Source organism: Rhodanobacter sp. UC4452_H20 (genome assembly GCF_052978205.1).
This window is the reverse complement of record NZ_CM129662.1, coordinates 2,934,370-2,961,181: the sequence shown is the minus strand read 5'-3', so window position 1 is coordinate 2,961,181 and position 26,812 is coordinate 2,934,370. Positions and strand designations below refer to the sequence as shown.

20 protein-coding genes are annotated in these 26,812 nt (G+C 66.7%); 9 read left to right on the top strand and 11 right to left on the bottom strand.

From position 1 onward, the window contains the following. Nucleotides 1-68: 68 nt before the first annotated feature. From acs to ACVCMC_RS13750, 5 genes are all read left to right on the top strand, one after another. Nucleotides 69-2,009 (top strand): acetate--CoA ligase, encoded by a 1,941-nt coding sequence (acs, locus tag ACVCMC_RS13770; protein WP_447097702.1) that lies wholly within the window; start codon nt 69-71, stop codon nt 2,007-2,009. Nucleotides 2,010-2,129: 120 nt separating this feature from the next. After that, on the top strand, nt 2,130-6,815 hold the full coding sequence (locus ACVCMC_RS13765) for a glutamate synthase-related protein (protein ID WP_447097701.1): 4,686 nt from the start codon (nt 2,130-2,132) through the stop codon (nt 6,813-6,815). A gap of 22 nt (nt 6,816-6,837) precedes the next feature. After that, entirely contained in the window at nt 6,838-8,295 is a 1,458-nt protein-coding gene (locus tag ACVCMC_RS13760; RefSeq protein ID WP_447097700.1) for a glutamate synthase subunit beta, read from the top strand. Between the two features lie 56 nt (nt 8,296-8,351). Continuing rightward, nucleotides 8,352-8,999 (top strand): 4'-phosphopantetheinyl transferase superfamily protein, encoded by a 648-nt coding sequence (locus tag ACVCMC_RS13755; RefSeq protein WP_447097699.1) that lies wholly within the window; start codon nt 8,352-8,354, stop codon nt 8,997-8,999. A gap of 79 nt (nt 9,000-9,078) precedes the next feature. Continuing rightward, complete coding sequence (locus tag ACVCMC_RS13750; RefSeq protein WP_447097698.1) at nt 9,079-9,822, top strand: pyridoxine 5'-phosphate synthase; 744 nt, start codon at nt 9,079-9,081, stop codon at nt 9,820-9,822. Nucleotides 9,823-9,967: 145 nt separating this feature from the next. Here the strand turns inward: ACVCMC_RS13750 and ACVCMC_RS13745 are convergent, their stop codons facing one another. The 9 genes from ACVCMC_RS13745 to dnaA all read right to left on the bottom strand — a co-directional run bounded on the left by ACVCMC_RS13745 (nt 9,968) and on the right by dnaA (nt 20,474). Then, nucleotides 9,968-10,381, bottom strand: coding sequence for an ExbD/TolR family protein (locus ACVCMC_RS13745; protein WP_395120757.1), 414 nt, complete (start codon nt 10,379-10,381; stop codon nt 9,968-9,970). Between the two features lie 6 nt (nt 10,382-10,387). Further along, a complete protein-coding gene (locus tag ACVCMC_RS13740) occupies nt 10,388-10,810 on the bottom strand; it encodes an ExbD/TolR family protein (RefSeq protein WP_395120758.1) in 423 nt (140 codons plus the stop codon). Nucleotides 10,811-10,821: 11 nt separating this feature from the next. After that, entirely contained in the window at nt 10,822-11,568 is a 747-nt protein-coding gene (locus tag ACVCMC_RS13735) for a MotA/TolQ/ExbB proton channel family protein (RefSeq protein WP_395120759.1), read from the bottom strand. A gap of 81 nt (nt 11,569-11,649) precedes the next feature. Continuing rightward, complete coding sequence (locus ACVCMC_RS13730) at nt 11,650-12,303, bottom strand: energy transducer TonB (RefSeq protein WP_447097697.1); 654 nt, start codon at nt 12,301-12,303, stop codon at nt 11,650-11,652. 211 nt (nt 12,304-12,514) lie between these two features. Next, nucleotides 12,515-13,810: a tetratricopeptide repeat protein gene (locus tag ACVCMC_RS13725; protein WP_447097696.1), complete on the bottom strand. Its 1,296-nt coding sequence runs from the start codon at nt 13,808-13,810 to the stop codon at nt 12,515-12,517. 236 nt (nt 13,811-14,046) lie between these two features. After that, complete coding sequence (gene gyrB, locus ACVCMC_RS13720; protein ID WP_447097695.1) at nt 14,047-16,494, bottom strand: DNA topoisomerase (ATP-hydrolyzing) subunit B; 2,448 nt, start codon at nt 16,492-16,494, stop codon at nt 14,047-14,049. Between the two features lie 97 nt (nt 16,495-16,591). Beyond that, the gene (gene recF / locus ACVCMC_RS13715) at nt 16,592-17,674 is read right to left on the bottom strand and encodes a DNA replication/repair protein RecF (RefSeq protein ID WP_447097694.1); all 1,083 of its coding nucleotides are present in this window, start codon (nt 17,672-17,674) and stop codon (nt 16,592-16,594) included. Nucleotides 17,675-17,770: 96 nt separating this feature from the next. Then, nucleotides 17,771-18,871: a DNA polymerase III subunit beta gene (gene dnaN, locus ACVCMC_RS13710; protein WP_395120764.1), complete on the bottom strand. Its 1,101-nt coding sequence runs from the start codon at nt 18,869-18,871 to the stop codon at nt 17,771-17,773. Nucleotides 18,872-19,139: 268 nt separating this feature from the next. Beyond that, nucleotides 19,140-20,474 (bottom strand): chromosomal replication initiator protein DnaA, encoded by a 1,335-nt coding sequence (dnaA, locus tag ACVCMC_RS13705; RefSeq protein ID WP_395120765.1) that lies wholly within the window; start codon nt 20,472-20,474, stop codon nt 19,140-19,142. Nucleotides 20,475-20,662: 188 nt separating this feature from the next. Here dnaA and rpmH point away from each other — a divergent pair, with 188 nt between their 5' ends. The 4 genes from rpmH (at nt 20,663) to mnmE (ending at nt 24,605) form a co-directional block, all read left to right on the top strand. Next, nucleotides 20,663-20,797 (top strand): 50S ribosomal protein L34, encoded by a 135-nt coding sequence (gene rpmH, locus ACVCMC_RS13700; protein WP_007809828.1) that lies wholly within the window; start codon nt 20,663-20,665, stop codon nt 20,795-20,797. A gap of 14 nt (nt 20,798-20,811) precedes the next feature. Then, entirely contained in the window at nt 20,812-21,216 is a 405-nt protein-coding gene (gene rnpA, locus ACVCMC_RS13695; RefSeq protein WP_395120766.1) for a ribonuclease P protein component, read from the top strand. Nucleotides 21,217-21,278: 62 nt separating this feature from the next. Continuing rightward, entirely contained in the window at nt 21,279-23,021 is a 1,743-nt protein-coding gene (gene yidC / locus ACVCMC_RS13690) for a membrane protein insertase YidC (protein ID WP_447097693.1), read from the top strand. A 228-nt stretch (nt 23,022-23,249) separates the two neighbouring features. After that, nucleotides 23,250-24,605, top strand: coding sequence for a tRNA uridine-5-carboxymethylaminomethyl(34) synthesis GTPase MnmE (mnmE, locus tag ACVCMC_RS13685; protein ID WP_447097692.1), 1,356 nt, complete (start codon nt 23,250-23,252; stop codon nt 24,603-24,605). A 13-nt stretch (nt 24,606-24,618) separates the two neighbouring features. On the opposite strand, the gene rbsK is transcribed toward mnmE, so the two are convergent. Together rbsK and ACVCMC_RS13675 are read right to left on the bottom strand one after the other, a co-directional pair. Beyond that, nucleotides 24,619-25,503, bottom strand: a complete 885-nt coding sequence (gene rbsK, locus ACVCMC_RS13680; protein WP_447097691.1) for a ribokinase — start codon at nt 25,501-25,503, stop codon at nt 24,619-24,621. A gap of 105 nt (nt 25,504-25,608) precedes the next feature. Continuing rightward, nucleotides 25,609-26,589 carry an IS110 family transposase gene (locus ACVCMC_RS13675; RefSeq protein WP_447097690.1) on the bottom strand — a complete coding sequence of 327 codons (981 nt, stop codon included), beginning with the start codon at nt 26,587-26,589 and terminating at the stop codon, nt 25,609-25,611. Between the last annotated feature and the right edge of the window lie 223 nt (nt 26,590-26,812).

Sequence of the window (26,812 nt, the reverse complement as noted above, 5' to 3'; positions counted from 1 at the left end):
CAGCGCGGCATCGATGGCTGTCGCAGGTTGCCTGAATCACTCCCATCCAGTCCAGCAGGAGAAAATCCATGTCCAGCACCTATCCGGTCGACCCCGAGTTTGCAGCGTCTGCGCGCACCAACCACGACGACTACACACACATGTATGCCGAATCCGTGAGAGATCCGCAGGCATTCTGGGCAGGTATCGCCAAGCGCCTGGACTGGACCAGACCGCCGACGAAGATCAAGAACGTCTCGTTCGATCCGAAGGACCTGCACATCCGCTGGTACGAGGACGGCGAGCTCAACGTGAGCGCGAATTGCCTCGACCGCCAGCTGGAGAAGCGCGGCGACAAGGTGGCGATCATCTTCGAGGGCGACGATCCGGCCAACTCGCGCCGGATCACCTATCGCGAGCTGCACGCCGAAGTGTGCAGGTTCTCCAACACGCTGAAGCACCTGGGCGTGGTCAAGGGCGATCGCGTGGCCATCTATCTGCCGATGATTCCCGAGGCCGCGGTCGCCATGCTGGCCTGCGCTCGGCTCGGCGCGATCCACTCGGTGGTGTTCGGCGGTTTCTCGCCCGATTCGCTGGCCGGCCGCATCGCCGACTCGCAGGCCAAGGTGGTGATCACCGCCGACGAGGGCTTGCGCGCAAGCAAGCACATTCCGCTGAAGGTCAACGTGGATGCCGCGCTGGAGCGGCCGAACACGAACAGCGTGGAAACCGTGATCGTGGTGCGTCACACCGGCGCCGCAGTGAACATGCAGTCGCCGCGCGACCGCTATTATCACACGCTGATGGAAGGCCAGTCGGCCGATTGCCCGGCCACCCCGGTCGAGGCCGAACATCCGCTGTTCGTGCTGTACACCTCCGGTTCCACCGGCAAGCCGAAAGGGGTGCAACACAGCACCGGCGGCTACCTGGTGTTCATCAGCTACACCCACGAGCAGGTGTTCGACCTGCGCGAGGACGACGTCTACTGGTGCACCGCCGACGTGGGCTGGGTCACCGGCCACAGCTACGTGGTGTACGGCCCGCTCTGCAACGGCGCCACCACGGTGATGTTCGAGGGCGTGCCCAACTATCCCGATTACAGCCGTTTCTGGCAGGTGGTCGACAAGCACCAGGTCAGCATCTTCTACACCGCGCCCACCGCGATCCGCGCGCTGATGCGCGAAGGCGAGGAGCCGGTGAAACGCACCTCCCGCGCCAGCCTGCGACTGCTCGGCTCGGTCGGCGAACCGATCAATCCGGAAGCCTGGGAGTGGTATCACCGCGTGGTCGGCGAGGAGCGCTGCCCGATCGTGGACACGTGGTGGCAGACCGAAACCGGCGGCATCATGATTTCGCCGTTGCCCGGCGCCATCGGTACCAAGCCCGGTTCGGCCACGCTGCCGTTCTTCGGCATCAAGCCGGCGATCGTCGACGCCGACGGCGCGGTGCAGGAGGGCGTCGCCGAGGGCAACCTGTTGATCACCGATTCCTGGCCCGGCCAGGTACGCACGATCTACGGCGACCACAAGCGTTTCATCGAAACCTATTTCAGCGCCTACCCCGGCAACTACTTCACCGGCGATGGCGCCCGTCGCGACGAGGACGGCTATTACTGGATCACCGGTCGCGTGGATGACGTGATCAACGTCTCCGGTCACCGCCTGGGCACGGCCGAGGTGGAAAGCGCCCTGGTGGCGCACCCCAAGGTCGCCGAAGCTGCGGTGGTCGGCTGCCCGCACGACATCAAGGGGCAAGGCATCTACGCCTACGTCACCCTGGTCGCCGGCGAGACCGGCAGCGACGAGCTGCGCAAGGAGCTGATCGCCTGGGTGCGCAAGGAGATCGGCCCGATTGCCACGCCGGACTACCTGCAATGGGCGCCCGGCCTGCCGAAGACCCGCTCGGGCAAGATCATGCGCCGCATCCTGCGCAAGATCGGCGAGAACCGCCCCGACCAGCTCGGCGACATCACCACGCTGGCTGACCCGGGCGTGGTACAGAACCTGGTCGACGAACGTTTGATCAAATAATCTGGATCGGATCGTCCGGCCATGGATTCGGCCATATATACGTCCATTTGATTTTGCTTGCTTATTTTTGTTGCAACGCACTATAGTCGAGACTCCCCCCTTGTTTCGGGAGCCCAGACCATGGACCAGCCACGCGCGCAGGGTTTGTACGACCCAAGGCACGAGCACGACGCCTGCGGCGTGGGCTTCGTGGCGCATATCAAGGGGCGCAAGAGTCACCAGATCATCGAACAGGGGCTGCTGATCCTGCGCAACCTCGATCATCGTGGCGCGGTTGGTGCCGACCCGCTGATGGGCGACGGCGCCGGCATCCTGATCCAGCTCCCCGACCAGCTCTACCGCGAGGAAATGGCGCTGCAGGGCATCCAGCTGCCGCCGCCGGGCGAATACGGCGTGGGCATGATCTTCCTGCCCAAGGAGCACGCCTCGCGCCGCGCGTGCGAACAGGAGCTGGAACGTACCGTGCGCGCCGAAGGCCAGGTGGTGCTGGGCTGGCGCGACGTGCGCGTGGACAGCGACATGCCGATGTCGCCCGCGGTGAAGGCGCGCGAGCCGGTGATTCGCCAGCTGTTCATCGGCCGCGGCGCGGACATCATGGTGCCCGATTCGCTGGAGCGTAAGCTCTACGTGATCCGCAAGACTTCCAGCCACGCGATCCGCGCGCTGAACCTCAAGCACGGCCGCGAATACTTCGTGCCTTCGATGTCCACCCGCACCGTGGTCTACAAGGGCCTGCTGCTGGCCGACCAGGTCGGCACCTACTATCCGGACCTCACCGACCCGCGTGCGGTGTCGGCGCTGGCGCTGGTGCACCAGCGCTTCTCCACCAATACCTTCCCGGCGTGGGAGCTGGCGCATCCGTATCGCATGGTCGCGCACAACGGCGAGATCAACACGGTCAAGGGCAACGTCAACTGGTTGAACGCGCGCACCGGCGCGATCTCCTCGCCGGTGCTCGGCGACGACCTGGCCAAGCTGTGGCCACTGATCTATCCCGGCCAGTCCGACACCGCCTCGTTCGACAACTGTCTCGAACTGCTGACGATGGCCGGCTACCCGCTGTCGCACGCGATGATGATGATGATTCCCGAGGCGTGGGAACGTCACACCCTGATGGACGACAACCGCCGCGCGTTTTACGAATACCACGCGGCCATGATGGAGCCCTGGGACGGTCCGGCCGCGATCGCGTTCACCGACGGTCGCCAGGTGGGCGCCACACTGGATCGCAATGGCCTGCGTCCGGCGCGCTACATCATCACCGACGACGACCTGGTGATCCTCGCCTCCGAGGCCGGCGTGCTCGCCGTGCCCGAGCCGCGCATCGTGAAGAAGTGGCGGCTGCAGCCCGGCCGCATGCTGCTGATCGACATGGAAGCGGGGCGCATCATCGACGACAAGGAGGTGAAGGACCAGCTGGCCAATGCGCGGCCGTACAAGCAGTGGATCGAGCACATCCGCATCCGCCTGGACGACCTGCCGGTCGGCCACGTCGAGCCGCCCGCGGGCGAGCAGCTGGTGCAACGCCAGCGCATGTTCGGCTACACGCTGGAAGACCTCAAATTCCAGCTGCTGCCGATGGCGCACGACGGCCAGGAGGCGATCGGCTCGATGGGCAACGACGCGGCGCTGGCGGTGCTGTCCGAGCAGAACAAGTCGCTGTACCAGTACTTCCGCCAGCTGTTCGCCCAGGTCACCAACCCGGCGATCGACCCGATCCGCGAGCAGCTGGTGATGTCGCTGGTCTCCTTCATCGGGCCGAAACCCAACCTGCTGGACATCAACAACGTCAACCCGCCGCTGCGACTGGAAGTCGCCCAGCCGATCCTCGACTTCGCCGACATGGCGAAGATCCGCAAGATCGGCCGCTACTCCAAGGGCAAGTTCCGCAGCTTCGAGCTGGACATCACCTATCCGGCGGCGTGGGGCAAGCAGGGCATCGAGGCGCGGCTGGCCTCGCTGTGTGCACAGGCCATCGACGCGATCGGCCAGGGCCACAACATCCTGATCGTGTCGGATCGCCACGCGGGCCGCGAGCGCGTGGCGATCCCGGCGCTGCTGGCCACCTCGGCGGTCCACCAGCACCTGGTCAACCGCGGCCTGCGCACCAGCGCCGGCCTGGTGGTGGAGACCGGCTCGGCGCGCGAGGTGCACCACTTCGCCCTGCTCGCCGGCTACGGCGCCGAGGCGATCCACCCGTACCTGGCGATGGAGACGCTGGCCCGCCACGTCGCCGTCAGCGGCGCGATCACCGCGGAACAGGCGATCGCGCACTACATCAAGGCGATCGGCAAGGGCCTGCAGAAGGTGCTGTCCAAGATGGGCATCTCCACCTACATGTCCTACACCGGCGCGCAGATTTTCGAAGCGGTGGGGCTGAACAGCGAACTGGTGGAAACGTACTTCAGCGGCACCGCCAGCACGATCGAGGGCATCGGCCTGTTCGAGCTGGCCGCCGAGGCGCTGCGCCAGCACGAGGCGGCGTGGGCCGACGACGCAGGTCAGGCACTCGATGGCGGCGGCGAATACGCCTGGCGAGCCGATGGCGAAGCCCATCTGTGGACGCCCGATTCCATCGCCAAGCTGCAGCACGCCACCCGCGCCAACAGTGCGACGACCTATGCGGAATATGCGCGGCTGATCAACGACCAGACGCGCCGCCAGCTGACCTTGCGCGGGCTGTTCGAATTCCGCATCGATCCGGCGGCCGCGATCGCGCTGGACGAGGTGGAGCCGGCGGCGGAGATCGTCAAGCGCTTCGCCACCGGCGCGATGTCGCTGGGTTCGATTTCCACCGAGGCGCACGCCACGCTGGCGGTGGCGATGAACCGCATCGGCGGCAAGTCCAACACCGGCGAAGGCGGCGAAGACGAGGCGCGCTACCGCGACGAGGCGCGCGGCATCGCCATCGGCGAGGGCGCAACGCTGGGCAGCATCCTCGGCGCCGATCGCATCGAGAGCGACCTCGCCCTCGAACCCGGCGATTCACTGCGCTCGCGCATCAAGCAGGTGGCCTCGGGCCGCTTCGGCGTCACCGCGGCGTACCTGGTCTCGGCCGACCAGATCCAGATCAAGATCTCGCAAGGCGCCAAGCCGGGCGAGGGTGGCCAGTTGCCGGGCCACAAGGTGTCCGACTACATCGCGCAACTTCGCTTCTCGGTGCCCGGCGTGGGCCTGATCTCGCCGCCACCGCACCACGACATCTACTCGATCGAGGACCTGGCCCAGCTGATCCACGACCTCAAGAGCTGCAACCCGCAGGCGTCGATCTCGGTGAAGCTGGTGTCCGAGGTCGGCGTGGGCACGGTCGCGGCGGGCGTGGCCAAGTGCAAGGCCGACCACGTGGTGATCGCCGGCCACGACGGTGGTACCGGCGCCTCGCCGTGGTCATCCATCAAGCACGCCGGCACGCCGTGGGAACTGGGCCTGGCCGAGACCCAGCAGACGCTGGTGCTGAACCGACTGCGCGGGCGCATCCGGGTGCAGGCGGACGGCCAGATGAAGACCGGCCGCGACGTGGTGGTCGCCGCCCTGCTCGGCGCCGACGAGTTCGGTTTCGCCACCGCGCCGCTGGTGGTGGAAGGCTGCATCATGATGCGCAAATGCCACTTGAACACCTGTCCGGTCGGCGTGGCCACGCAGGACCCGGTGCTGCGCCGCAAGTTCGCCGGCAAGCCCGAGCACGTGGTGAACTTCTTCTTCTTCGTGGCGGAGGAAGCGCGCGCGATCATGGCGCAGCTCGGCATCCGCCGCTTCGATGAACTGGTCGGGCGCGCGGACCTGCTCGACGTGCGCCAAGGCATCGCGCACTGGAAGGCGCGCGGGCTCGACTTCAGCCGCGTGTTCCACCGCCCGGCGGTGTCCGCCGACGTGGCCTGGCGCCACGTCGACGAGCAGGACCACGGCCTCGCGCGCGCGCTGGACCACGCGCTGATCGACAAGGCGCGCGCCGCGCTGGAGCAGGGCGAGCGCTGCAGCTTCATCGTGGCGATCCGCAATACGGATCGTTCGGTCGGCGCGATGCTGTCGGGCGCGCTGGCGCGGCGGCACGGTCACGCCGGCCTGCCGGAGGACAGCATCCACGTGCAACTCGATGGCGTGGCCGGGCAGAGTTTCGGCGCGTTCCTGGCGCGCGGCATCACCTTCGACCTGGTCGGCGAGGCGAACGACTACGTGGGCAAGGGGCTGTCCGGCGGCCGCATCATCGTGCGTTCGCCGAACGATTTCCACGGCTTCGGGCCCGAACACATCATCGCCGGCAACACGGTGCTGTACGGCGCCACCGGCGGCGAGGCGTTCTTCAACGGCGTCGCCGGCGAGCGCTTCGCCGTGCGCAACTCCGGTGCCACCGCGGTGGTGGAAGGCGTCGGCGACCACGGCTGCGAATACATGACCGGCGGCACCGTGGTGGTGCTGGGCGAAACCGGGCGCAACTTCGCCGCCGGCATGTCCGGTGGCGTGGCCTATCTGTACGACCCGGACGTGCAGTTCCAGGCGCGCTGCAATCTCGCGATGGTGGCGCTCGAGCCGCTGCTCTCCACGGTCGAGCAGGAACTGCGCGTGCCGCGCGAACTCTGGCACGCGCCGGTGCGCGGAGCCCCCGGCGAGACCGACGAGGCGATCCTGCGGCGTCTGCTGGAAAGCCATTTCCGCGCCACCGGCAGCTTCCGCGCCAAGGCGATCCTGCACGACTGGATCAACGCGCGCACGCACTTCGTCAAGGTGATGCCGCACGAGTACCGGCGCGCACTGGGCGAAGCCGGCCGGGCAGCGACAGCGCCCGGCACACGAGCCATCACGGCCTGAGCGGCCCGGGGAGACAACGATCATGGGCAAGGTCACCGGCTTTCTCGACTACCCGCGCGTGCCGGAACCCGGCGAGGCGCCCAACCTGCGCAAGCGCCACTGGCGCGAGTTCACCCCGCAGCTGGACGACGCCGGCGCGGCGATCCAGGCCGCGCGCTGCATGGATTGCGGCATCCCGTTCTGCCACCAGGGCTGCCCGGTCAACAACGTGATCCCGGACTTCAACGACCTGGTCTATCGGCAGGACTGGCAGCGCGCGATCGAGGTGCTGCATTCGACCAACAACTTCCCCGAGTTCACCGGCCGCATCTGCCCGGCCCCGTGCGAGGCGGCGTGCACGCTGAACATCAACAGCGATGCGGTGGGCATCAAGTCGATCGAGCACAAGATCATCGACAAGGCATGGGAGGAAGGCTGGGTGCGCCCGCAGCCACCCGCGCGGCGCACGGGCTGGAGCGTGGCCGTGGTAGGTTCCGGCCCGGCCGGCCTGGCCGCGGCACAGCAGCTCGCGCGTGCGGGCCACGCGGTCACCGTGTTCGAGAAGAACGACCGCATCGGCGGGCTCCTGCGCTACGGCATCCCCGATTTCAAGTTGCAGAAGGAGCATATCGACCGCCGTCTCGATCAGATGCGCGTCGAGGGCGTGCAGTTTCGCCCTGGCGTGTATGTCGGCAACGCCGCCGACGCGAAGGACGGGCAGCTCGCGCTGACGCCGGAGCAGTTGCAGCAGGACTTCGACGCGGTGGTGCTGGCCGGCGGCGCCGAGACCCCGCGCGACCTGCCGCTGCCCGGGCGCGAACTGGACGGCGTGCACTTCGCGATGGACTTCCTGCCGCTGCAGAACCGCGTACTGGCCGGCGACGCGCTGGCGTCGCAGATCCTTGCCACCGACAAGCAGGTGGTGGTGATCGGCGGCGGCGACACCGGCTCGGACTGCGTGGGCACTTCCAACCGCCAGGGCGCCGCGGCGATCACCCAGTTCGAACTGCTGCCGCAGCCGCCGGCGCAGGAGAACAAGCCGCTGACCTGGCCGTACTGGCCGATTCGGCTGCGCACCTCCAGTTCGCACGAGGAGGGTTGCCGGCGCGACTGGGCGGTGGCCACCAAACGTTTCAACGACGACGGCAAGGGCCGCGTGCGCAGCCTGACCGCGGTGCGGCTGCAATGGCACGAGGGCCGCATGAGCGAGGTGCCGGACAGCGAGTTCGAGATCGAGGCGGACCTGGTCCTGCTGGCGATGGGTTTCGTGTCGCCGACGCAAGCCGTGCTCGATGCCTTCGGCGTGGACAAGGACGCGCGCGGCAATGCGGCGGCGAAGGTCGACGGCGGCGCCGCCTACCGCACCAGCGTCGACAAGGTGTTCGCCGCCGGCGACATGCGCCGTGGCCAGTCGCTGGTGGTGTGGGCGATCCGGGAAGGCCGCCAGTGCGCGCAGGCGGTGGACGAGTTCCTGATGGGCACGTCGCGCCTGCCGCGTTGACACAAGCGCCGTCGCGTCGCTTGTACCGCGACGCGACGGGCCGCACCATGAGCGGGATGACCGACACGCTCCCGCCCCTTCCCGCCGCCGCTGCCGCGCAACTGGACGACCAGACGGTGCACGTCTGGCATCTGGGCTACCGCCGCGCAGCCGGTCGTCTGCCGTTGTTGCGGATACTGGCCGCATATCTCGGCGTCGACGCCGGCGAGCTGCAGCTCACGCAGGACGCGCACGGACGGCCGCGGCTCGATCCGCGCCACGGCACGGCACTGGATTTCAACTGGTCGCACAGCGGTGACCATGCGCTGGTGGCGATCGCCCGTGGCATCGCGCCGGGCGTCGACGGCGAGCGCCGGCGAGCCCGACCGCGTGCGCTGGCGCTGGCCCGGCGCTTCTTCGACGCGGCAGAGACGGCGGCGCTGGCGGCGTTGCCCGTGGACGCGCGCGACGACGCGTTCCTGACGCTGTGGACGGCCAAGGAAGCGCTGCTCAAGGCGCATGGACGCGGCATCGGCTACGGACTGCAGCGGCTGCGCGTGGCGGCGCCGCCGCAACCATTGCAGCTGCTGCGCTTCGACGGCGAAGATGTCGGCGCCTGGCAACTGCAGCGGCTCGACCTCGCGCCGGAACTGGTCGCCGCGCTGGCCTGGCGCGGGTCGCCGCGCAAGGTGCGCGCGGCGACGCTGCTTGCCGACATCGAATGATCGGTGCACTGTCACCCGTCGGCATGGCGTGCTGCCGGGCCAGCCAGCCGATTCTTCCCGCCCCGGAGTGGTTTCCGCGATGACCCTGCTCAGCGTCAACCTCAACAAGATCGCTGTCCTGCGCAACTCGCGCGGCGGCCGCAGCCCCGACATCTGCCATGCCGCGCAGACCTGCATCGAGGCCGGTTGCGGCGGCATCACCGTGCATCCGCGCCCGGACCAGCGCCATGTGCGGCCCGATGACGTCCGTGCGCTGGCCGCGATGCTGCGCGGGCGGGTCGAGTACAACATCGAGGGCAACCCGTTCGCGGGTCCGCGCGGCGATTACCCCGGCTTGATCGAACTCGCGCGCCTGGTCCGCCCGACCCAGGTAACCCTGGTGCCGGACAGCGACGGCCAGATCACCTCGGACCATGGCTTCAACCTGCGCCAGGACACCACCCGCCTGAGGCCGCTGGTCGATGAGCTGAATGCATTGGGCTGCCGGGTCAGCCTGTTCGTCGACGCGGGCAGCGGCGATTTCGAGCTGGCCGCGGCCATCGGCGTACAGCGCATCGAGATCTACACCGGCCCGTATGCGGAGGCCTTCGCCGATGGCGACCCTGCGGCGGCGCTGGCGGCATGTGCCGACACCGCCCGCCGCGCCCAGCAGGCCGGCCTGGCGGTCAACGCCGGACATGATCTCAGCCAGGCCAACCTCGGCACCTTCAAGGCCGCGATCCCCGGCCTCGCCGAGGTCTCGATCGGCCACGCCCTGATCGGCGAGGCCCTGTACGAAGGACTGGCCACCACCGTGCGCCACTACCTGCAGATCCTGCGCTGAGCAGTGGCGGACGTGCCCGGCAAGCGCTTCCCGCAAGCGACCCGTCGCTCAAGCGGGCACCTCCCGGGGTACGGCGCGGTGCCGAGCTCTGAAAACAAAGGCCCCGCCGAAGCGGGGCTCTTGCCTGGATCGTTTTGCGCCGAGCTCAGCGTGCTTCGTTGAAGCCGATCTTCACCAGGTTGTAGCTCTTGGCGTCGGCCAGCACCCGCGCCACATACTCGTAGGCCACGTGGTCATCGGCGGCGATCTGGATCTCCGGCTGGTTCGGCAGCGACTGCTGGCCGATCACCGCCAGCTGCGCCTTCAGGCCCAGCTCGTCGACCGGCGTGCCATTCCAGTAGAACGCGCCACTCTGATCGATCTTCAGATTGATCGGGCTGGGCGGATTGGAGGGCGGGATCACATCCTTGTTCGGCTGCGGCAGATCGACCTCGATCTTGTGCGCCAGGATCGGCGCCGTGATCATGAAGATGATCAGCAGCACGAGCAACACGTCGACCAACGGCGTGACGTTGATCTCCGCCATCGCACCGCCGCTGCTTTTGGTTGAAATCGCCATCTCGAATTATCCCTTCGGTGCGTCGGTGGTCATGAAGGCGACATGCACCATGCCCGAACCCTTCGCATCGCTGATGATCTTCTTCACCACCATGAACTGCACTTCGCGATCGGCACGGATCTGCAGCTGGGGCTGCGGCGTGAGCTGCGCTTCCACCAGCAGCTTGGCGCGCAGTTCCGCATCGGTCACCGGCTGATCGTTGAGGTACAGACTGCCATCGACCTTGATCGCCAGGTCGATCGGCGGCGTCTTCGGATCAGGCGTCTTGGCATTCGGGTTGGCGATGGGCAAATCGATCGTGACCGAGTGCGACATCAGGGGAGCCGTGATCATGAAGATGATCAGCAGCACCAACATCACGTCGACCAGCGGCGTGACGTTGATCTCCGACATCGGGCCCGTGGAATCACCACCTAGGCTTACGGCCATGGGTCAATCCCTCACTTCGTGCTTTCGATGCGCGAACCGGTTGCAAAGAAGTCATGCAGGTCGTTCGCGAACTCGTCGAAGCGGGCGTAGACCACGCGGTTCGAGCGGTTGAAGAAGTTGTACGCGAACAGCGCCGGGATGGCCGCGAACAGACCGAAGGCGGTCATGATCAGCGCCTCACCCACCGGACCGGCCACCGCGTTCATCGAGGCGTTGCCGGTGGCGGCGATGCCGATCAGGGCGTGGTAGATGCCCCACACGGTACCGAGCAGACCGACGAACGGCGCGGCCGAGCCCACCGTGGCGAGCAGGGTCATGCCGCCTTCCAGACGCATGCTCTCGCGAGCCACGGCCTGGCGCAGGGCGCGGTCGATGAACTCCGAGCGGCTCAGCGATTCCGCCAGGCGACCGGCGGTGCCGGTAGTGCTCTGCTGGTGGTGCGCCATCGCCGAAGCGGCTTCCAGCGCGATCTTGGAGAACGGCTCGCTCTTGGGCTGCGCTTCCAGCTCACGGATGGCGTCCTGGGTCGAGCCATTGCCCCAGAAACCGTCGATGACCTTGTCCGCCCGTGCCTTCACGGTGGCATTGCGAATGCCGTTGGCGATGATGAAGTACCAAGACAGGAACGACATCGCGACCAGGGTCACGAAGACCACCCAGCCGAGCCAGTCGAAGTTCTGCATCAGGTTCTCGAAGCCCATCTGTTTCATGGCTTCGGCGTTGGTGTTGCCGGTTGCAGCAGGAGTCTGAAGGAACATAACGCTACCCTAGAAAAGTCAAGCGTGAACTGTGACCGTAATCGATTGTCGCCCGATTACGGCGGGTTGAAGTGGTTATCTCTAGCCACTGAGATTGAAGTTGATGGGGACACGAGCATAGCCCTCCACTTTCTTGCCGGCCTTCACCTCTGGATTGAACTTCCAGTGGCGCATGACCCAGTCCTTGGCCGCCCGATCCAGCTCGCGATAGCCGCTGGATTTTTCCACCTCGACGGACTTTGGCGATCCGTCCAGGCCAACCAGGATCAGCAAGGTCACCGTACCCTCGTGGCGCTGACGGGCAGCCATCGGCGGATACGGCGGACTCGGACGGGTGCCGTAGCTCAGGTCCGAACCGGCCGCGATATCCGGTGGCGGCGCCGGCGGCGCGGGTGGCGCCGGTGGCGGCGCCTGCACGGCATTGGCGGAAACCTCGGTCACCGGCGGCGGTGGGGTCGGCGGCGGCGGGGTCGGCGGCGGATTGACCTGCTGGATGATCTTCGGCGGCGGCTGCTTCGGCGGCTCCGGCGGCGGCGGCGGCGGTGGCGGCGGCGGCGGCGGCGGCTCGATGAAGCTGACCTGGACGATCTTTTCCTTTTCCTTGTGGTTCTGATTGGGCGGCGCCATCGGCGCCACGATCAGCAGGAAGGCAAATGCGTGCAGCCCGATGGCCACTGCCAATGCCCAGGTCCGCTTCCAACTAAAACGCCCGGTTTCTTCGTTACTAGAGGCCATCTGTCACTATCTGGAAGCTGATCAATCGGGGGATCGCATCGCCGCAGTGACCTGTCGGGAGCCGTCTGGTTGGACCTGACGGAACCCGCCACGGGTTTGCTGAAACAATGCGCAGTGAAAGGTTTTCAACGTTACAACACGCCATGGCTTTTGTATAGCGCTGGCGGGGCGTGAAATGGACGTCCACCTTCGCCAGCGCCATACCGGATGGCTACTTGCCTGCAGCTCCCAGTTTCTTGAGCAATTCGTTGGCCCGGTCAGCGCTTTCCGGTTCCTGCGCGGCCTTCTTCAATGCGGCGACGCGCGCAGCCTTGTTGTTCAGGCCCCGCTCGCACTCGGCCAGCACCAGGTAGGCGTTGCCCATGTGCTTCACGCCCTTGCTGATGGCCTGGTTGACCATCGTCTTGGCCTTGGCGTAATGGTTGTTGGTCAGTTCGATGTTGGCGATCTGCAGCGCGGGCTCGCCGTCGGTGGCCAGCGGCAGCGCCTTCTGCAACGCCTGCGTGGCCGCCGGGATGTCGCCGGCCACGTAGTCGGCCTTGCCCAGCAGCACGTAGTTCTCCGCGCTGGGCTGCATGATCTGCTTGCTCATGCCTTCCTTGATGACGGCGATCGCCTTGTCCGCCATCGGCTTGGGTTCGTCGCTGGACAGCGCCTGGTTGTAGTACAGCGAAGCCAGCAGCACGTAGTCCGCTTCGTTGCCGAGCAGGCCCTTGGCACGGGCATCTTCCATGACCTTGATCGCCTCGGGGTATTTCCCCGCCTGCTGGAGCGCCTGGATGGCGGCCTCGACGACCTTCGGGTCATCCGGATGCGCGGCGAGGTTGTCCTGCGCCATCTGCACCAGCTGGTCGTTCTGCCCGCTGGCGGCATAGCTTGCCATCAGGATCTGGTCCCACTGCGGCTCGGGCTTGTCGGTCAGCGATTTGGCCTTCTTTACGGCCGCGATGGCTTCCGGGTACTTCTCCAGACGATACAGGTCGTTGCTTTCGACGGCATACGATTCGGCAGTTTCCTTCTTGCCCTCGGCTCGCCACTTCTTGAGGGTGTCCAGCGAGGCCTGGTACTGCCCGTCGGCTTGCTGCGCGACAGCCATCATGTACTGCATGGCGAAGTAGTCGTCGTTTGGCAGCACGCCGTTGTCCAGGGCGCGTTGCAGCAGGCCGATCGCGGCCTTGAAATCCTGCGCGTTGTACTTGAGCACGGCCAGCCCGCGCAGCGCCATGGCCTGGGCGTACTTGCTCTTGCTGTCGTCGAGCAGCTTCTGCAGGGTCGCCTCGGCCGTGGCGGCATCGCCCTTGTTGAGGGCATCGAAACCTTCCTGCAGCTGCTTCTGGTCCTGCGTCTTGGTGAGGTCGAGCTTCGGCGCGGTGCGCGTACTGTCGGGGTACTCGCTCGTCTGCTTGGACTTGTCGTCGTGCTGCTTCCGGGCCCATGCCGGGCTGGCGAGCAGACCAAGCAGCAAGGCCGCGGTGGCCAGCAGAGTGAAGCTTCGAAGCTGTTTCATGGGGTTCCTCATCGCAAGGCCGGTACGTGTCGACGCAAACAGGCGGGTCTTGCAGCGTAACCCTATCCGGGCCCGGATAACAAGTTGCGCTGCGGCATAAAAGATCTTTTCAGATCAACAGGTTAGACACAAACAAAGTGTCGCCGAAGGCCGCGCCCCCAGCCTTGCTCAGCGGCGGTCGGCGATCACCGGCTGCCGGCGCCTGCCACGTCACGGCAGGCGCCGGTGGTGCCTCGTCAGATATCCAGGTTGGCAACCTTGAGCGCGTTGGCCTCGATGAAATCACGCCGCGGCTCGACCGCCTCGCCCATCAACATGGAGAACATCTGGTCGGCGACGATCGCATCCTCGATGCCGACCTGCAGCATGCGGCGGGTTTCCGGGTTGACCGTGGTATCCCACAGCTGCTCCGGGTTCATTTCGCCCAGGCCCTTGAAGCGCTGGATGCTGCGCCCCTTCTTGGCCTCCTCCAGCAACCAGTTGCGGGCGTCGACGAAGCGGAGGATGCCGCGCGAAGCATTGCCCCGGCGCACCACTGCATCGGGCTGGACCAGGCCGGCGATCTGCTGGCTGATCGCCAGGATCGGACGGAACTCGGCGCTGCCGAAGAACGGCTGCGGCAGGAACCAGGTGTGGCTGAGCCCATGCTGCTCGCGGATCACCTCGATGGCCGCCGGCTGCGCCGCGCCGGCGGCGGCGGCGTGTGCCGGTCGCAGGCGCAACGTGTAATGCGGCTTGCCCAGCCCGCTCGCGCTGAGCTTGAGCGTCACGGCGTCCAGCCATCCCTGCATGGCCTCGGCATCGGCCCACAGCGCCGGCACCAGCGGCGGATGCTCCAGCATCGCGGTGAGCACCGCGGGGTCGAAACGATGTGCCAGTCGGGCGATCTGGTCCAGCGCGCTCTGGTAGCCGCGCAGCAGCTTTTCCAGCGCCTCGCCGGTGATGGGCGGCGCCTCGGGGCTGTACTCCAGCGCAGCGTTGTCCACCGCGCTGGAGATCAGGTAGTCGTTCAGCGCAGTGTCGTCCTTGATGTACAGCTCCTGCTTGCCCTGCTTCACCTTGTACAGCGGGGGCAGGCCGATGTAGATGTGGCCGCGCTCGATCAGCTCGGGCATCTGGCGGTAGAAGAAGGTCAGCAGCAGGGTGCGGATGTGCGAGCCGTCGACGTCGGCATCGGTCATCAGGATGATGCGGTGATAGCGCAGCTTGTCGGGGTTGTACTCGTCCTTGCCGATGCCGGTACCGAGCGCGGTGATCAGGGTGCCTACCTCGGCCGAGGCGAGCATGCGGTCGAAGCGTGCCTTCTCGACGTTGAGGATCTTGCCCTTGAGCGGCAGCACCGCCTGGGTCCTGCGATTGCGGCCCTGCTTGGCCGAACCGCCGGCGGAATCACCCTCGACCAGGAACAGCTCGCACAGCGCCGGATCCTTCTCCTGGCAGTCGGCCAGCTTGCCGGGCAGGCCGGCGATGTCCAGCGCGCCCTTGCGCCGGGTCATCTCGCGCGCCTTGCGGGCGGCTTCCCGGGCACGGGCGGCGTCGACCACCTTGGAGGCGATCGCCTTGGCTTCGTTCGGGTGCTCCAGCAGGAATTCGCCGAGCTTCTCGTTGACGACCTGCTCCACCACCGTCTTGACCTCGGAGGAGACCAGCTTGTCCTTGGTCTGCGAGGAGAACTTCGGGTCGGGCACCTTGACCGACAGTACCGCGATCATGCCCTCGCGCATGTCGTCGCCGGACAGGGCGACCTTGGCGTTCTTGGCCAGGCCTTCCTTCTCGATGTAGTTCTGCAGCGAGCGGGTCAGCGCGGCGCGGAAGCCGGTGAGGTGGGTGCCGCCGTCGCGCTGCGGGATGTTGTTGGTGAAGCAGAACATCGTCTCGTTGTACGAGTCGGTCCACTGCATCGCCACCTCCACCACGATGCCGTCCTGCTCCGCGGTCAGGCTGATCACGTTCGGGTGCAGCGGGGTCTTCATCTGGGACAGGTGCTGCACGAAGGAGCGGATGCCGCCCTCGTACGCAAACGTGTCCGAGCGCCCTTCCCCGCGCTCGTCTTTCAGCTCGATGGTGACGCCGGAGTTGAGGAAGGCCAGCTCGCGCAGGCGCTTGGCGAGGATCTCGTAGTGGAAGTCGATGTTGCTGGTGAAGGTGGCCGGGCTGGGCAGAAAACGAACGGCAGTGCCGCGCTTGTCCGACGGGCCGACCTCCTTCAGCGGGAACAGCGGCTCGCCGAGCGAGTATTCCTGCAGGTATTCATGGCCGTCGCGGTGGATGGTCAGCCACAGGTGATCGCTGAGCGCGTTCACCACAGAAACGCCCACGCCGTGCAGGCCGCCGGAGACCTTGTAGGAGTTGGCGTCGAACTTGCCGCCGGCATGCAGCACCGTCATCACCACCTCGGCGGTGGAGCGGTGCTCCTCCGGGTGCATGTCGACCGGGATGCCACGACCGTTGTCGGCGACGCTGACCGAACCATCCTCGTGGATCATGACCACGACCCTGTCGCAGTAGCCGGCCAGGGCTTCGTCGATCGAGTTGTCGACGACCTCAAACACCATGTGGTGCAGGCCGGTGCCGTCATCGGTATCGCCGATGTACATGCCGGGGCGCTTGCGCACCGCCTCGAGGCCCTTGAGTACCTTGATGTTGCTCGAATCGTAGTGGGATTCGTTGAGGGGTTCGTTCATGCGAAGGTCGTTTCCTGGCGCCAGCGACCCGGCCCGACGCGGCGCCGTGATCGGCCGGGCAAGGGTTATGCAACCTGCGAAAGGTGCAACCCTTCGATTATAGCAGGCGCGCTATCTGGCCTTGTTCCACGTGGAACACGCGAGCGGAGGTCGCCTGCAATGCCGGCGGCAATTCGGTGCCGGTCAGCAGCACCTGGGCGTGGACGTCCTGCAGTTCGGCCACCACAGCCGCCTGGTGCGACTGGTCCAGCTCGGAGGCAAGGTCGTCCAGGCACACCACCGGCCAGTCGCCATGTTCCTGTGCATACAGGGTAGCTTGCGCCAATACGCAGGCCAGCGCAGCGAGCTTCTCCTGGCCGCGCGACAGGTGCTCGCGCAGCGGGGCCCGTTCGAAAGAAAGCGTCCAATCGGCGCGGTGTGGACCCAGGCTGGTGTGCCCCCGCGCCTGATCCCGGCCGCGCTGCGTCGCCAATTGATCGGCAAGCGGCAGCTCGTCCGACCAGCCACGGCGGTAGCGCAGTTCCATCGCGCCCAACTCCGGCAGCAAGGCCGCCATGCTGACTTCGAGGCAAGGTCGCAAGCGGTCCAGGTAAGCGCGGCGCTGCAGGTCGATGCGTTCTGCGGCCTGCGAAAGCTCCCGTTCCCACGGTTCGCACAGGTCATCCGACGGCGTCACTCCCGCGCGCAGCAAGCTGTTGCGCTGCTTCAGCGCGCGCTGGCAGCGACGCCACAGCGCCAGGAAATCCTGTTCCACGTGGAACACGCCCCAATCGAGATAGCGCCGACGCTCCTCGGCCGGGCCGGCGATCAGCGCATGTGAGCCAGGCTCGAAGCAGACCACCGCGCAGGCCTGCACCAGCTCGCCGATCGACGCGGCCTCGCCGTTGATACGCGCCTCCCAGCGCGCGCCCGAACGCCCCAGCCCCAAGCGTTCGACATCAGACTCATCGCGGTGGCGCACCTCGGCAAACAAGGCCAGTTGCGCCATGCCCCGCTGCACCAGCGCCTCGCGCGCGCCGGAACGAAACGAGCGTGCGTGCGAAAGCAGAAAAGCGGCCTCCAGCACGCTGGTCTTGCCGGCACCGTTGTCGCCGATGAACACGTTGATTGCCGGGTCCAGCGCCAGGCTGACATCGGTCAGGCAGCGCAAGCCGCAGATACGCAACTGTTCCAGCCTCATGCGGACCGACACCCCAGACGACAACGCCGGGGCTCCCTGCGGAGACCCCGGCGCTGCTGGTGACGACGCCTGATCGCAACGACCACGAGAGCCGCGTCAGAGCCGCAGCGGCATGATCACATGGCGCGCCTGCTCGTTGTCGTGCTCCTGCACCAGGCAACTGGACTGCGCATCGCGCAGGCTCAAGCGCGCCTTGTCGCCGCGCAGGGCCGCGAGGGCATCGAGCAGGTAACCCACGTTGAAGCCCACCGCCAGGTCGGAGACATGGGTGTCGGCCTCGACCTCCTCCACGGCTTCTTCCTGCTCCGGGTTGTGCGCCACGATGCGCAGCTTGCCCGGCGACAGCTCCAGCCGCACGCCGCGATACTTCTCGTTCGACAGGATCGCCGCGCGCTGCAGCGCCCCGCGGAGTACCTCGCGGTCCAGCGTGGCGGTCTTGTCCGCACCCAGCGGAATCACCGCCTCGTAATCCGGGAAACGACCGTCGATCAGCTTCGACGTGAAGGTGACATTGCCCCGGCGCACGCGCAGATGGTTGCGGCCGAACTCCAGCTCCACCTCGCCGTCACCGCCTTCCAGCAGGCCGATCAGCTCGTTGACGCCCTTGCGCGGGATGATGATCTGGCGGCGGGTGCTCACCGAGCTCTGCAGCTCGGTCTGCTTCATCGCCAGGCGATGGCCGTCGGTGGCCACGCAGCGCAGGCTGTGTTCCTGCAGGTCCAGCAGCATGCCGTTGAGGTAGTAGCGCACGTCCTGGTTGGCCATGGCGAACGCCGTGCGCTCCATCAGGTCGCGCAGCACCTCCTCCGGCAGGTTGACCTTCTCGACCACCTCGATCTGATCCACCGTGGGAAATTCGCTGGCCGGCAGCGTCGTCAGCGTGAACCGGCTGCGTCCGGCGTGCAGTGCCACGCGGTCACCGTTCAACTTCAGCTCGATATGGGCGCCGTCGGGCAATGCGCGCACGATGTCGAACAGCTTTCGGGCCGGGATGGTGATCTCGCCGTCTGCGAGCTTCTCCGCCTCGGTGACCGCGATCATCTCGACTTCCAGGTCGGTACCGGTAAGCGAGACCTGACCGTCCGCCACCTTGAACAGCAAGTTGGCCAGTACCGGCAGCGTCTGGCGCCGTTCGACCACACCCACTACCTGTTGCAGCGGCTTGAGCAGAGCTTCACGTTGGATGCTGAATTGCATGGTGGGCTTCCCTTTACCTGCTGTTCTTTCTTTTGAAAAGAAGTGTAGTGGCTGTTGTTGTACTTGTGGAGAACCGGTCTTTGTCGTTTTTTGTCCGCAAAATCAACTTGTTACGATCTATTTTCTGTGTGCAGTGCAGGCCGGCCAGGCAGTGCATGACTTGTGGATAACCTGGCAGGTCCATTCATCCACCCATTATCCACAGCTTGGCCCCAACTTGCCCCGCATTCTCGCGCATTCCCGGCGCGCAGGCCCGCCCACGCGCGCGTCAACCGGTGAGCGTGCGGATCAACTGTTCCCAGTCCTGGCGCATGCGCACGTCGGTTTCGAGGAACTTGCGGATCGTCTTGCAGGCGTGCATCACCGTGGTGTGGTCGCGCCCGCCGAACGCCTCGCCGATCTCGGGCAGGCTGTGCTCGGTCAGTTCCTTGGACAAGGTCATCGCGATCTGCCGCGGCCGCGCCAGCGAGCGCACGCGCCGCTTGGAGAGCAGGTCCTGCAGGCGCACGTTGAAGTATTCGGCGGTGATCTTCTGGATGTTGGCGATGGTGACCGCCTGGGCGTGCGTGGCCAGCAGGTCGCGCAGGGTCTCCTCGGCAAAATCGGTGGTGATCGGCCGCCCGTAGAAGTTGGCACGCGCCGCCAGAGTGTTGAGCGCGCCTTCCAGGTCGCGCACGTTGGAGCGGATGCGCTTGGCCAGCAGCATCGCCACGCTCTCGTCCATGGCCACGCTCTTGTCGTGTGCCTTGGACAGCAAGATTGCCGCGCGCGTCTCGAAATCCGGCGGTTCGATCGCCACGCTCAGGCCCCAGCCCAGGCGCGACTTCAGGCGCGGCTCCAGCTTGTCCACTTCCTTGGGATAACGGTCGCAGGTGAGGATGATCTGCTGCTTGGACTCGAACAACGCGTTGAAGGTGTGGAAGAATTCCTCCTGCGTGGTGTCCTTGCCCGCGAAGAACTGGATGTCGTCGATCAGCAGCGCGTCGACCGAACGGAAGCGGCGCTTGAACTCGTCCATGCTCTTGGCGCGCAAGGCCTCGATCATCGAGCCGACGAACTGCTCCGAGTTCAGGCACATCACCTTGCAACCCGGGTTGCGCTCCAGCATCAGGTTGCCGGCGGCGTGCATCAGGTGGGTCTTGCCCAGGCCGGTGCCGCCATACAGCAGCAGCGGGTTGTACGCGCGCCCCGGGTTGGTGGCCACCTGCATCGCGGCGGCCTTGCCGAGCTGGTTGGACTTGCCCTCGACGAAGGTTTCGAAGGTGTAATGCGGGTCGAGATTGTGGTGGAACGCCTGCGTCGCCGCCGCAGGGGCGGGCCGGGTGGGCGTGGCTGCCGCCGATTTGGCCGGCTCCGCCCGACGTACACTGGAACCCACCTCCAGCCGCACCGGCATGGCGCGGCCAGCCAGCTGCCCCAGTACCTGCTCGATTTGCGCCAGGTAGCGCTGGCGCACCGTGTCCAGCGTGTAGGAATTGGGGGCGAACAGCTGCAAGCCGTCGGCATCGTCACGCGCCTGCAGCGGCATCAGCCAGGTGTGCAGGTCTTCGGCGCTCAGATCGCCTTCCAGACGCTCAAGGCAGCGCCGCCACAGATCACTCATGAATTCGATCAACCACGACTTGGGGCGCTTGCGCGCAGGGTGATGGGCTAGTCTAGCAGCAGCCCCCGCGGTGCCGGACCGGCGCCGTCGCCGCGTCGCGCAAGGCGCGAGCTGGCGCGATTTGACAGCCGCGGCCCCGACCGGACATACTCTCCAACCTTTTACTCACATTCCCTTCGGAGCAACCCATGAAGCGGACCTTCCAGCCCAGCAAGCTCAAGCGCGCCCGTACCCACGGTTTTCGCGCACGCATGGCCACCGCCGACGGCCGCAAGGTGATCAACGCCCGTCGCGCCAAGGGCCGCAAGCGCCTGATCCCGTAATCGGGCGCGGCGTGATGTCCAGCGCCGGTCTGCCGCGCGAGGCGCGGCTGCGTCGGCCCGGTGAATTCGCCGCCTTGCGAAACAGCAGCGGACGCGCAGGCGGCCGCTGTTTTCATTTGCGCTATCGCGACAACGAGCTGGGCGGCGCGCGGCTGGGCCTGGCCATTTCCAAGCGGGTGTCCAAGCGCGCAGTGGAGCGCAACCGGATCAAGCGTCTGGTGCGCGAGTCGTTCCGGCGCGTGCGCCACCGCCTCCCCGCGATCGACCTGATGGTGATGGCGCGCGAACAGGCCGCCGGCGTGCCCGGGCCGGAGTTGCTGGGCGAGCTGGAAGCCCTGTGGCAAAAGCTGCCGGCCCGCGCGGCTGACCCGGCCGAACCATTGAAGCGAATCGACGGTCCCCCCACAATCGAGCGCTGACCTTTTTCCAAGCTTCCGCGGCGAGACCCTCGAGTCGTGGCGTTACCCGGATCTGCTACGCGATGAATCAAACGCGCAACTTCCTCCTGTTTGCCCTGCTGGCCGTGGCCTATTTGCTGTTCATGGCCTGGGAAAACGACCACGCACCCAAGCCGGCGCCGACCCCTGCAGCCACCGCCAGCCAGGCCGTCCCGACGTCGGCGGACGGCAGCGTTCCCGCCGCGATGGCGGTCGCGTCGAGCGCCGCGCCTTCGAGCACGGCGGCAACCGTCGCTACCCATGAGCCATCGGCACCCGCGAGCGCGCAGCTGATCACGGTCGACACCGACGTCCTGCACCTCACGATCGATACCCGCGGCGGCAGCCTGGTGCACGCCGAACTGCTGGCCTACCCGCAGCAGGCGCCGACCCACAAGAACCCCACCCCGCCGCCCGTCGTGCTGCTGGACAACAGCCCCACGCATTACTTCGTGGCGCAGAACGGCCTGGTCAGCAGCAGCGACACCGCGCCGGCCGACCAGCCCAACCATCTGGCGCTGTTCCACAGCGAGAAGACCAGCTACACCCTGGCGCCGGGCCAGGACGAACTCCAGGTCGCGCTGACCTGGCGCGACGCCGCCGGCCTGGCGGTCACCAAGACCTACACCTTCAAACGCGGCAGCTACGTGGTGGGCCTGAGCCAGCGCATCGACAACGGCGGCAACACGCCGTGGCAGGGCAACGCCTACCAGCAACTGCAGCGGATCGCGCCGCCCAAACCGTCCAGCTGGTTCAGCCATTACACCGATCCCGAGCAGCGCAGCTTCATCGGTGCGGCCTGGTACACCGGCGAGAAGTTCGAGAAGCTCGGCTTCAAGGATTTCGGCGAGAAGAAAGACGCGCTCGACAGCGAGATCAAGGGCGGCTGGGCGGCGATGCTGCGCCTGTACTTCGTCACCGCGTGGATTCCGCCGGCCAGCCAGACCAACCACTACGTCACCCAGACCATCGATCCGGACAGCGCCCACCCGCGCTACCTGATCCGCACGATGAGCCCGACGCTGAACGTGGCCGCCGGGCAGAGCCTGACCACCGAAGCGCGGTTGTACGTGGGCCCGAACCGGCAGGGCACGCTCGATGCGATCGCTCCCGGGCTCGACCTCACCATCGACTACGGCATGTTCAAGGCCATCGCCGTGCCGATGCACTGGATCCTGTCGCAGTTCCACGCGATCACCAGGAACTGGGGCGTGGCGATCATCCTGCTGGTGCTGCTGATCAAGGGCCTGACCTGGAAGCTCACCGCGATGCAGTACCGCTCCAGCGCGCGCATGCGCAAGCTGACGCCGCGACTGCAGGCGCTGAAGGAGCGTTACGGCGACGACCGCCAGAAGATGCAGCAGGCCACCATGGAGCTGTACAAGAAGGAGAAGGTCAACCCGATGGGCGGCTGCCTGCCGGTGCTGATCACGCTGCCGGTGTTCTACGGCCTGTTCTTCGTGCTCGAGTACAGCCTGGAGCTGCGCCACGCGCCGTTCCTGTGGATTCCCGACCTCAGCGCGCCCGATCCGTGGTACATCCTGCCGATCATCTACGCCATCGTGATGCTCGGCACGCAGTGGCTGAACCCCGTCGCCGCGGGCATGGACCCGACCCAGGCGAAGATGATGAAGGTGATGCCGTTGCTGTTCACCGTGATGTTCGCCTTCTTCCCCGCCGGCCTGTGCCTGTACTACGCGGTCAACGGCCTGGTCGGGCTGGGCCAGCAGTGGTGGGTGACCCACCACATCGATCGCGAAGGCGAACCCAAGGCCAAGGCGGCCTGACCCATCGCCGAATGGACGACACACAGCCGCGACGGTTGCCCCGCCGCGGCTGTTTCGTTTCTGGTTGCTGACGTCGCGGACCCTTCGACTCCGCCGCTGCGCGGCTACGCTCAGGGAGATCGTCTTTACTCCCCAAACCGTTCGTCCTGAGCGTAGTCGCGCAGCGGCGAAGTCGAAGGACATCGCACCCCCCGTTCAAACCCGAAACCGCCCTGTAAAGTTCGTCCCATGACCACCGAGACCACCGAGACCACCGACACCATCGCCGCCATCGCCAGCGCCCCCGGCGCGGCCGGCGTCGGCGTGTTGCGCGTCTCCGGTCCCGCCGCGCCAGCCATCGCGCAAACCCTGCTCGGCCGCGCACCGCAACCTCGCCATGCCCACTTCGCCGCGTTTCGCGATGGCGCCGGCGAACTGATCGACCGCGGATTGCTGCTCTACTTTCCCGCCCCCGCCTCCTACACCGGCGAACCTGTGCTGGAGCTGCAGGGCCATGGCAGCGCCGTGCTGCTGGACGCATTGCTGCGCCGCTGCTGCGAACTTGGCGCGCGACTGGCGCGCCCAGGCGAGTTCACCGAACGCGCATTCCTCAACGGCAAGCTCGACCTGGCCCAGGCCGAAGCCGTCGCCGACCTGATCGCTGCCCGCTCGCAGGCCGGTGCGCGGGCAGCGCTGCAATCGATGGAAGGCGTGTTCTCGCGCAAGGTCGGCGCGCTGCTGCAAGCGCTGATCGCGCTGCGCGTGCACGTCGAGGCGGCGATTGATTTCCCCGAAGAGGAAATCGACTTCCTCGCCGACCCCGCCATCACCGCGCAACTCGCCAAGCTGCGCCGCGAACTGGCCGACCTGCTGCGTGAAGCGCAACGCGGCGTGCGCCTCAACGACGGACTCAAGGTGGCCATCATCGGCCGCCCCAACGCCGGCAAATCCAGCCTGCTCAACGCGCTGGCCGGCAGCGACCGTGCCATCGTCACCCCGATCGCCGGCACCACCCGCGACGTGCTGCGCGAAAGCCTGAGCCTCGACGGCATCGTGCTGGAACTGGCCGACACCGCCGGCCTGCGCGATACGGAAGACGAAGTCGAACGCGAAGGCGTGCGCCGCGCCCACGGCGAACTGCAACGCGCCGACGTTGCCCTGCTGGTCACCGCCGCCGCGCACGCCGGCGCCGACCTCGCCTTCTTCGCCGCGTTGCCGTCCCAGGTAGAGCGCATCGTGCTGGTCAACAAGATCGACCGCGACGGCCTCGCCGCGCATGACGAATGGCGCGAAAGCGTCTACTGGCTATGGGCCTCTGCCAGAACCGGCGACGGCCTCGATCTCCTGCGCGACCACCTCAAGCACGTCGCCGGCGCCGGCAGCGGCGAAGGCGCCTTCAGCGCCAGACGCCGCCACGTGCTCGCCCTCCAGTCCGTGCGTGACCATCTCGATCGCACCGCCGCCATCCTTGCCACCACCCGCGCCGGCGAACTCGCTGCCGAGGAATTGCGCCAGGCCCAGCACGCGCTGGGCGAAATCACCGGCCACTACAGCAGCGACGACCTGCTCGGCGCGATCTTCAGTTCGTTCTGCATCGGCAAATAGCCCGTCGGCGCCGCTACGCGAGGAACCTGTCCAGCTCGCGCCCGGTGGGCATGCCGCCCTGCGCGCCCAGCTTCGTCACCGACAGCGCGGCGGCCGCGCAGGCCTTGCGTACCGCTGCGGCCAGGCCTTCTTTCAGGAATACCGCCAGCGTCGCGTTGAAGGTGTCTCCGGCGCCGGTGCTGTCGACCACGTCGACCTTGAAGCCGGGCTGGTGCAGCGGTTCGCCCTGTTCGCGATACCAGGCGCCTTCGCCGCCGCGGGTGAGCACGACCGGGCATGGGGCGCGTTGCATCAGCGCCTTGAAGTCTTCGGTGGGATCGGCGCCGAGCAGGATCGCCAGCTCGTGCTGGTTCGGGGTGACGTAGCGGGCGAGTTTGAGCCAGTCGGTGGGCAGTTTTTGCGCGGGGGCAGGATTGAGGATCACCGGCACCCCGAGGCGGTGGCCCAGGCGCACGGTGGCTTCGACGGTTTCCAGCGGGATTTCCATCTGCACCAGCACGGCGTCGGCCCGTTCGAGCAGCGAACGCGCGGCTTCGACGTGGGCGGGCGTGACGCGAGTGTTGGCGGCGGGCACCACGATGATCTGGTTCTCGCCGCCGGCGACGGTGATCGAGGCGGTGCCGCTGGCGCTGTCGTCGAGGCGCGCGACGTGGGTCAGGTCGACGTGTTCGGCGGCGAGGCCGGCGTGCAGCTGGTCGCCGAAGGCGTCGCGGCCGAGCGCGCCGACCAGGGCGACCTCGGCGCCCAGCCGCGCGGCAGCAACCGCCTGGTTGGCGCCCTTGCCGCCGGGCACGGTAAGGAAGCGTTTGCCGAGGATGGTCTCGCCGGGGCCGACGAAGCGCGGCGCCTGGGTGACCAGGTCCATGTTGATGCTGCCGACGACGACGATGCGGCTCATGCGTGCTCCACGGCGGACGGGCTTTCAGGATGAATCCGAAAGCTTACCCGTTGGCGCGACGAGTTGGGTGCGACCGCGACCCCGTAGATACCGTCTTGCCGTCCGTCAGGCAAGCGCGATGCTGGGGTCGAAATTCTTACCTGAGCGGATAACCCCCCAAGCGAGGTGGAGCAGCTTGCGCATGGCGGCACCCAGCGCCAGTTTGCGTGGCTTGCCGCGAGCGACCAGTCGATCGAACAAGGCGCGCACGGCGACGTTGTGGCGGATCGCCGTCATCGCCGGCATGTAGAGCTTGGCGCGCAACAAGGCGTGACCGAGCTTGGACAGGCGGCTTTGACCGACCCACTTGCCCGACTCGCGGATGGCGGGATTCATGCCGGCGAAGGCATCGAGCTTGCGCGGGTCGTCGAACCGGCGCAGGTCGCCCGCACAGCCCAACATGAAGGCCGCCGTCAGCTCGCCAATCCCCGGAATGGAGGTCAGCAGGCCGGCATCGCGGCGTAAGTCCGGATCCGAGTCGATGTGGTTGTCGATTTCCTTCTTCAGCTCTGCGATCTGGGCGTCCAATGTCTCCATCACGTCGGCGATGGAGCCGCGCACCGCCTGATCGCTGACGTCCAGTCGGTTGCGTTCCATCTGGCGCATGCCCTCCAGATCGTTCAGCCGGTGGATCAGGGCGCGCAGTTTGCGCTGGGCGGGCGTGGGCGGCACCCACGGCCGCAAGGTGGTGCCTACCTGCAACTGCGCCATCGCAAAGCGGGCGATCAGCTTGGCATCGGCATGATCGGTCTTGGTCCTCGACAACTCGCTCTTGGCATAGGCGGCGACCTGGGCCGGGTTGGCCACGTAAACGGTCACGCCGCGCTCGACCAGGAAAGTGGCCAATGCTTCGTGATACACGCCCGTCGCTTCCATGCACACCGCCGCTCCCGGCACGTGGCGATCCAGCCAGTCGCTCAGCAAGGTGAAGCCGGCGGGCGTGTTCGGCAACTTCGCTTTGGTGCGGTACTTGCCCTTCGGTTCCAGCGGCGCGGCCACGTCAAAGGTTGCCTTGGCCACGTCGATGCCAACCATGGATTCTGTCATCAGCCAATCCTCGTTCGGTTCAGGTGTCCGACCATCGAAGATCCGCCAAGCCGATCCTTACACGTGCAGGCTCACGCCAGGGGCGGGCCTAAGATACCGTTGCAGCTTGCGGCAGATAAAACGGAACGGGGGCGCGAATCTACGGCGCAGGCGCGAAGCCAGAGGAGCCCGACGGCGTCTCCCCGTTCCCACCGATGATCAGTCGGCGATTCTCCCCCAACCT

What these genes read in the sequence shown, in the direction of transcription:
- acs (WP_447097702.1), top strand. Translation starts at nt 69, where the DNA reads ATGTCCAGCACCTATCCGGTCGACCCCGAGTTTGCAGCGTCTGCGCGC.
- ACVCMC_RS13765 (WP_447097701.1), top strand. Translation starts at nt 2,130, where the DNA reads ATGGACCAGCCACGCGCGCAGGGTTTGTACGACCCAAGGCACGAGCAC.
- ACVCMC_RS13760 (WP_447097700.1), top strand. Translation starts at nt 6,838, where the DNA reads ATGGGCAAGGTCACCGGCTTTCTCGACTACCCGCGCGTGCCGGAACCC.
- ACVCMC_RS13755 (WP_447097699.1), top strand. Translation starts at nt 8,352, where the DNA reads ATGACCGACACGCTCCCGCCCCTTCCCGCCGCCGCTGCCGCGCAACTG.
- ACVCMC_RS13750 (WP_447097698.1), top strand. Translation starts at nt 9,079, where the DNA reads ATGACCCTGCTCAGCGTCAACCTCAACAAGATCGCTGTCCTGCGCAAC.
- ACVCMC_RS13745 (WP_395120757.1), bottom strand. Translation starts at nt 10,381, where the DNA reads ATGGCGATTTCAACCAAAAGCAGCGGCGGTGCGATGGCGGAGATCAAC.
- ACVCMC_RS13740 (WP_395120758.1), bottom strand. Translation starts at nt 10,810, where the DNA reads ATGGCCGTAAGCCTAGGTGGTGATTCCACGGGCCCGATGTCGGAGATC.
- ACVCMC_RS13735 (WP_395120759.1), bottom strand. Translation starts at nt 11,568, where the DNA reads ATGTTCCTTCAGACTCCTGCTGCAACCGGCAACACCAACGCCGAAGCC.
- ACVCMC_RS13730 (WP_447097697.1), bottom strand. Translation starts at nt 12,303, where the DNA reads ATGGCCTCTAGTAACGAAGAAACCGGGCGTTTTAGTTGGAAGCGGACC.
- ACVCMC_RS13725 (WP_447097696.1), bottom strand. Translation starts at nt 13,810, where the DNA reads ATGAAACAGCTTCGAAGCTTCACTCTGCTGGCCACCGCGGCCTTGCTG.
- gyrB (WP_447097695.1), bottom strand. Translation starts at nt 16,494, where the DNA reads ATGAACGAACCCCTCAACGAATCCCACTACGATTCGAGCAACATCAAG.
- recF (WP_447097694.1), bottom strand. Translation starts at nt 17,674, where the DNA reads ATGAGGCTGGAACAGTTGCGTATCTGCGGCTTGCGCTGCCTGACCGAT.
- dnaN (WP_395120764.1), bottom strand. Translation starts at nt 18,871, where the DNA reads ATGCAATTCAGCATCCAACGTGAAGCTCTGCTCAAGCCGCTGCAACAG.
- dnaA (WP_395120765.1), bottom strand. Translation starts at nt 20,474, where the DNA reads ATGAGTGATCTGTGGCGGCGCTGCCTTGAGCGTCTGGAAGGCGATCTG.
- rpmH (WP_007809828.1), top strand. Translation starts at nt 20,663, where the DNA reads ATGAAGCGGACCTTCCAGCCCAGCAAGCTCAAGCGCGCCCGTACCCAC.
- rnpA (WP_395120766.1), top strand. Translation starts at nt 20,812, where the DNA reads ATGTCCAGCGCCGGTCTGCCGCGCGAGGCGCGGCTGCGTCGGCCCGGT.
- yidC (WP_447097693.1), top strand. Translation starts at nt 21,279, where the DNA reads ATGAATCAAACGCGCAACTTCCTCCTGTTTGCCCTGCTGGCCGTGGCC.
- mnmE (WP_447097692.1), top strand. Translation starts at nt 23,250, where the DNA reads ATGACCACCGAGACCACCGAGACCACCGACACCATCGCCGCCATCGCC.
- rbsK (WP_447097691.1), bottom strand. Translation starts at nt 25,503, where the DNA reads ATGAGCCGCATCGTCGTCGTCGGCAGCATCAACATGGACCTGGTCACC.
- ACVCMC_RS13675 (WP_447097690.1), bottom strand. Translation starts at nt 26,589, where the DNA reads ATGACAGAATCCATGGTTGGCATCGACGTGGCCAAGGCAACCTTTGAC.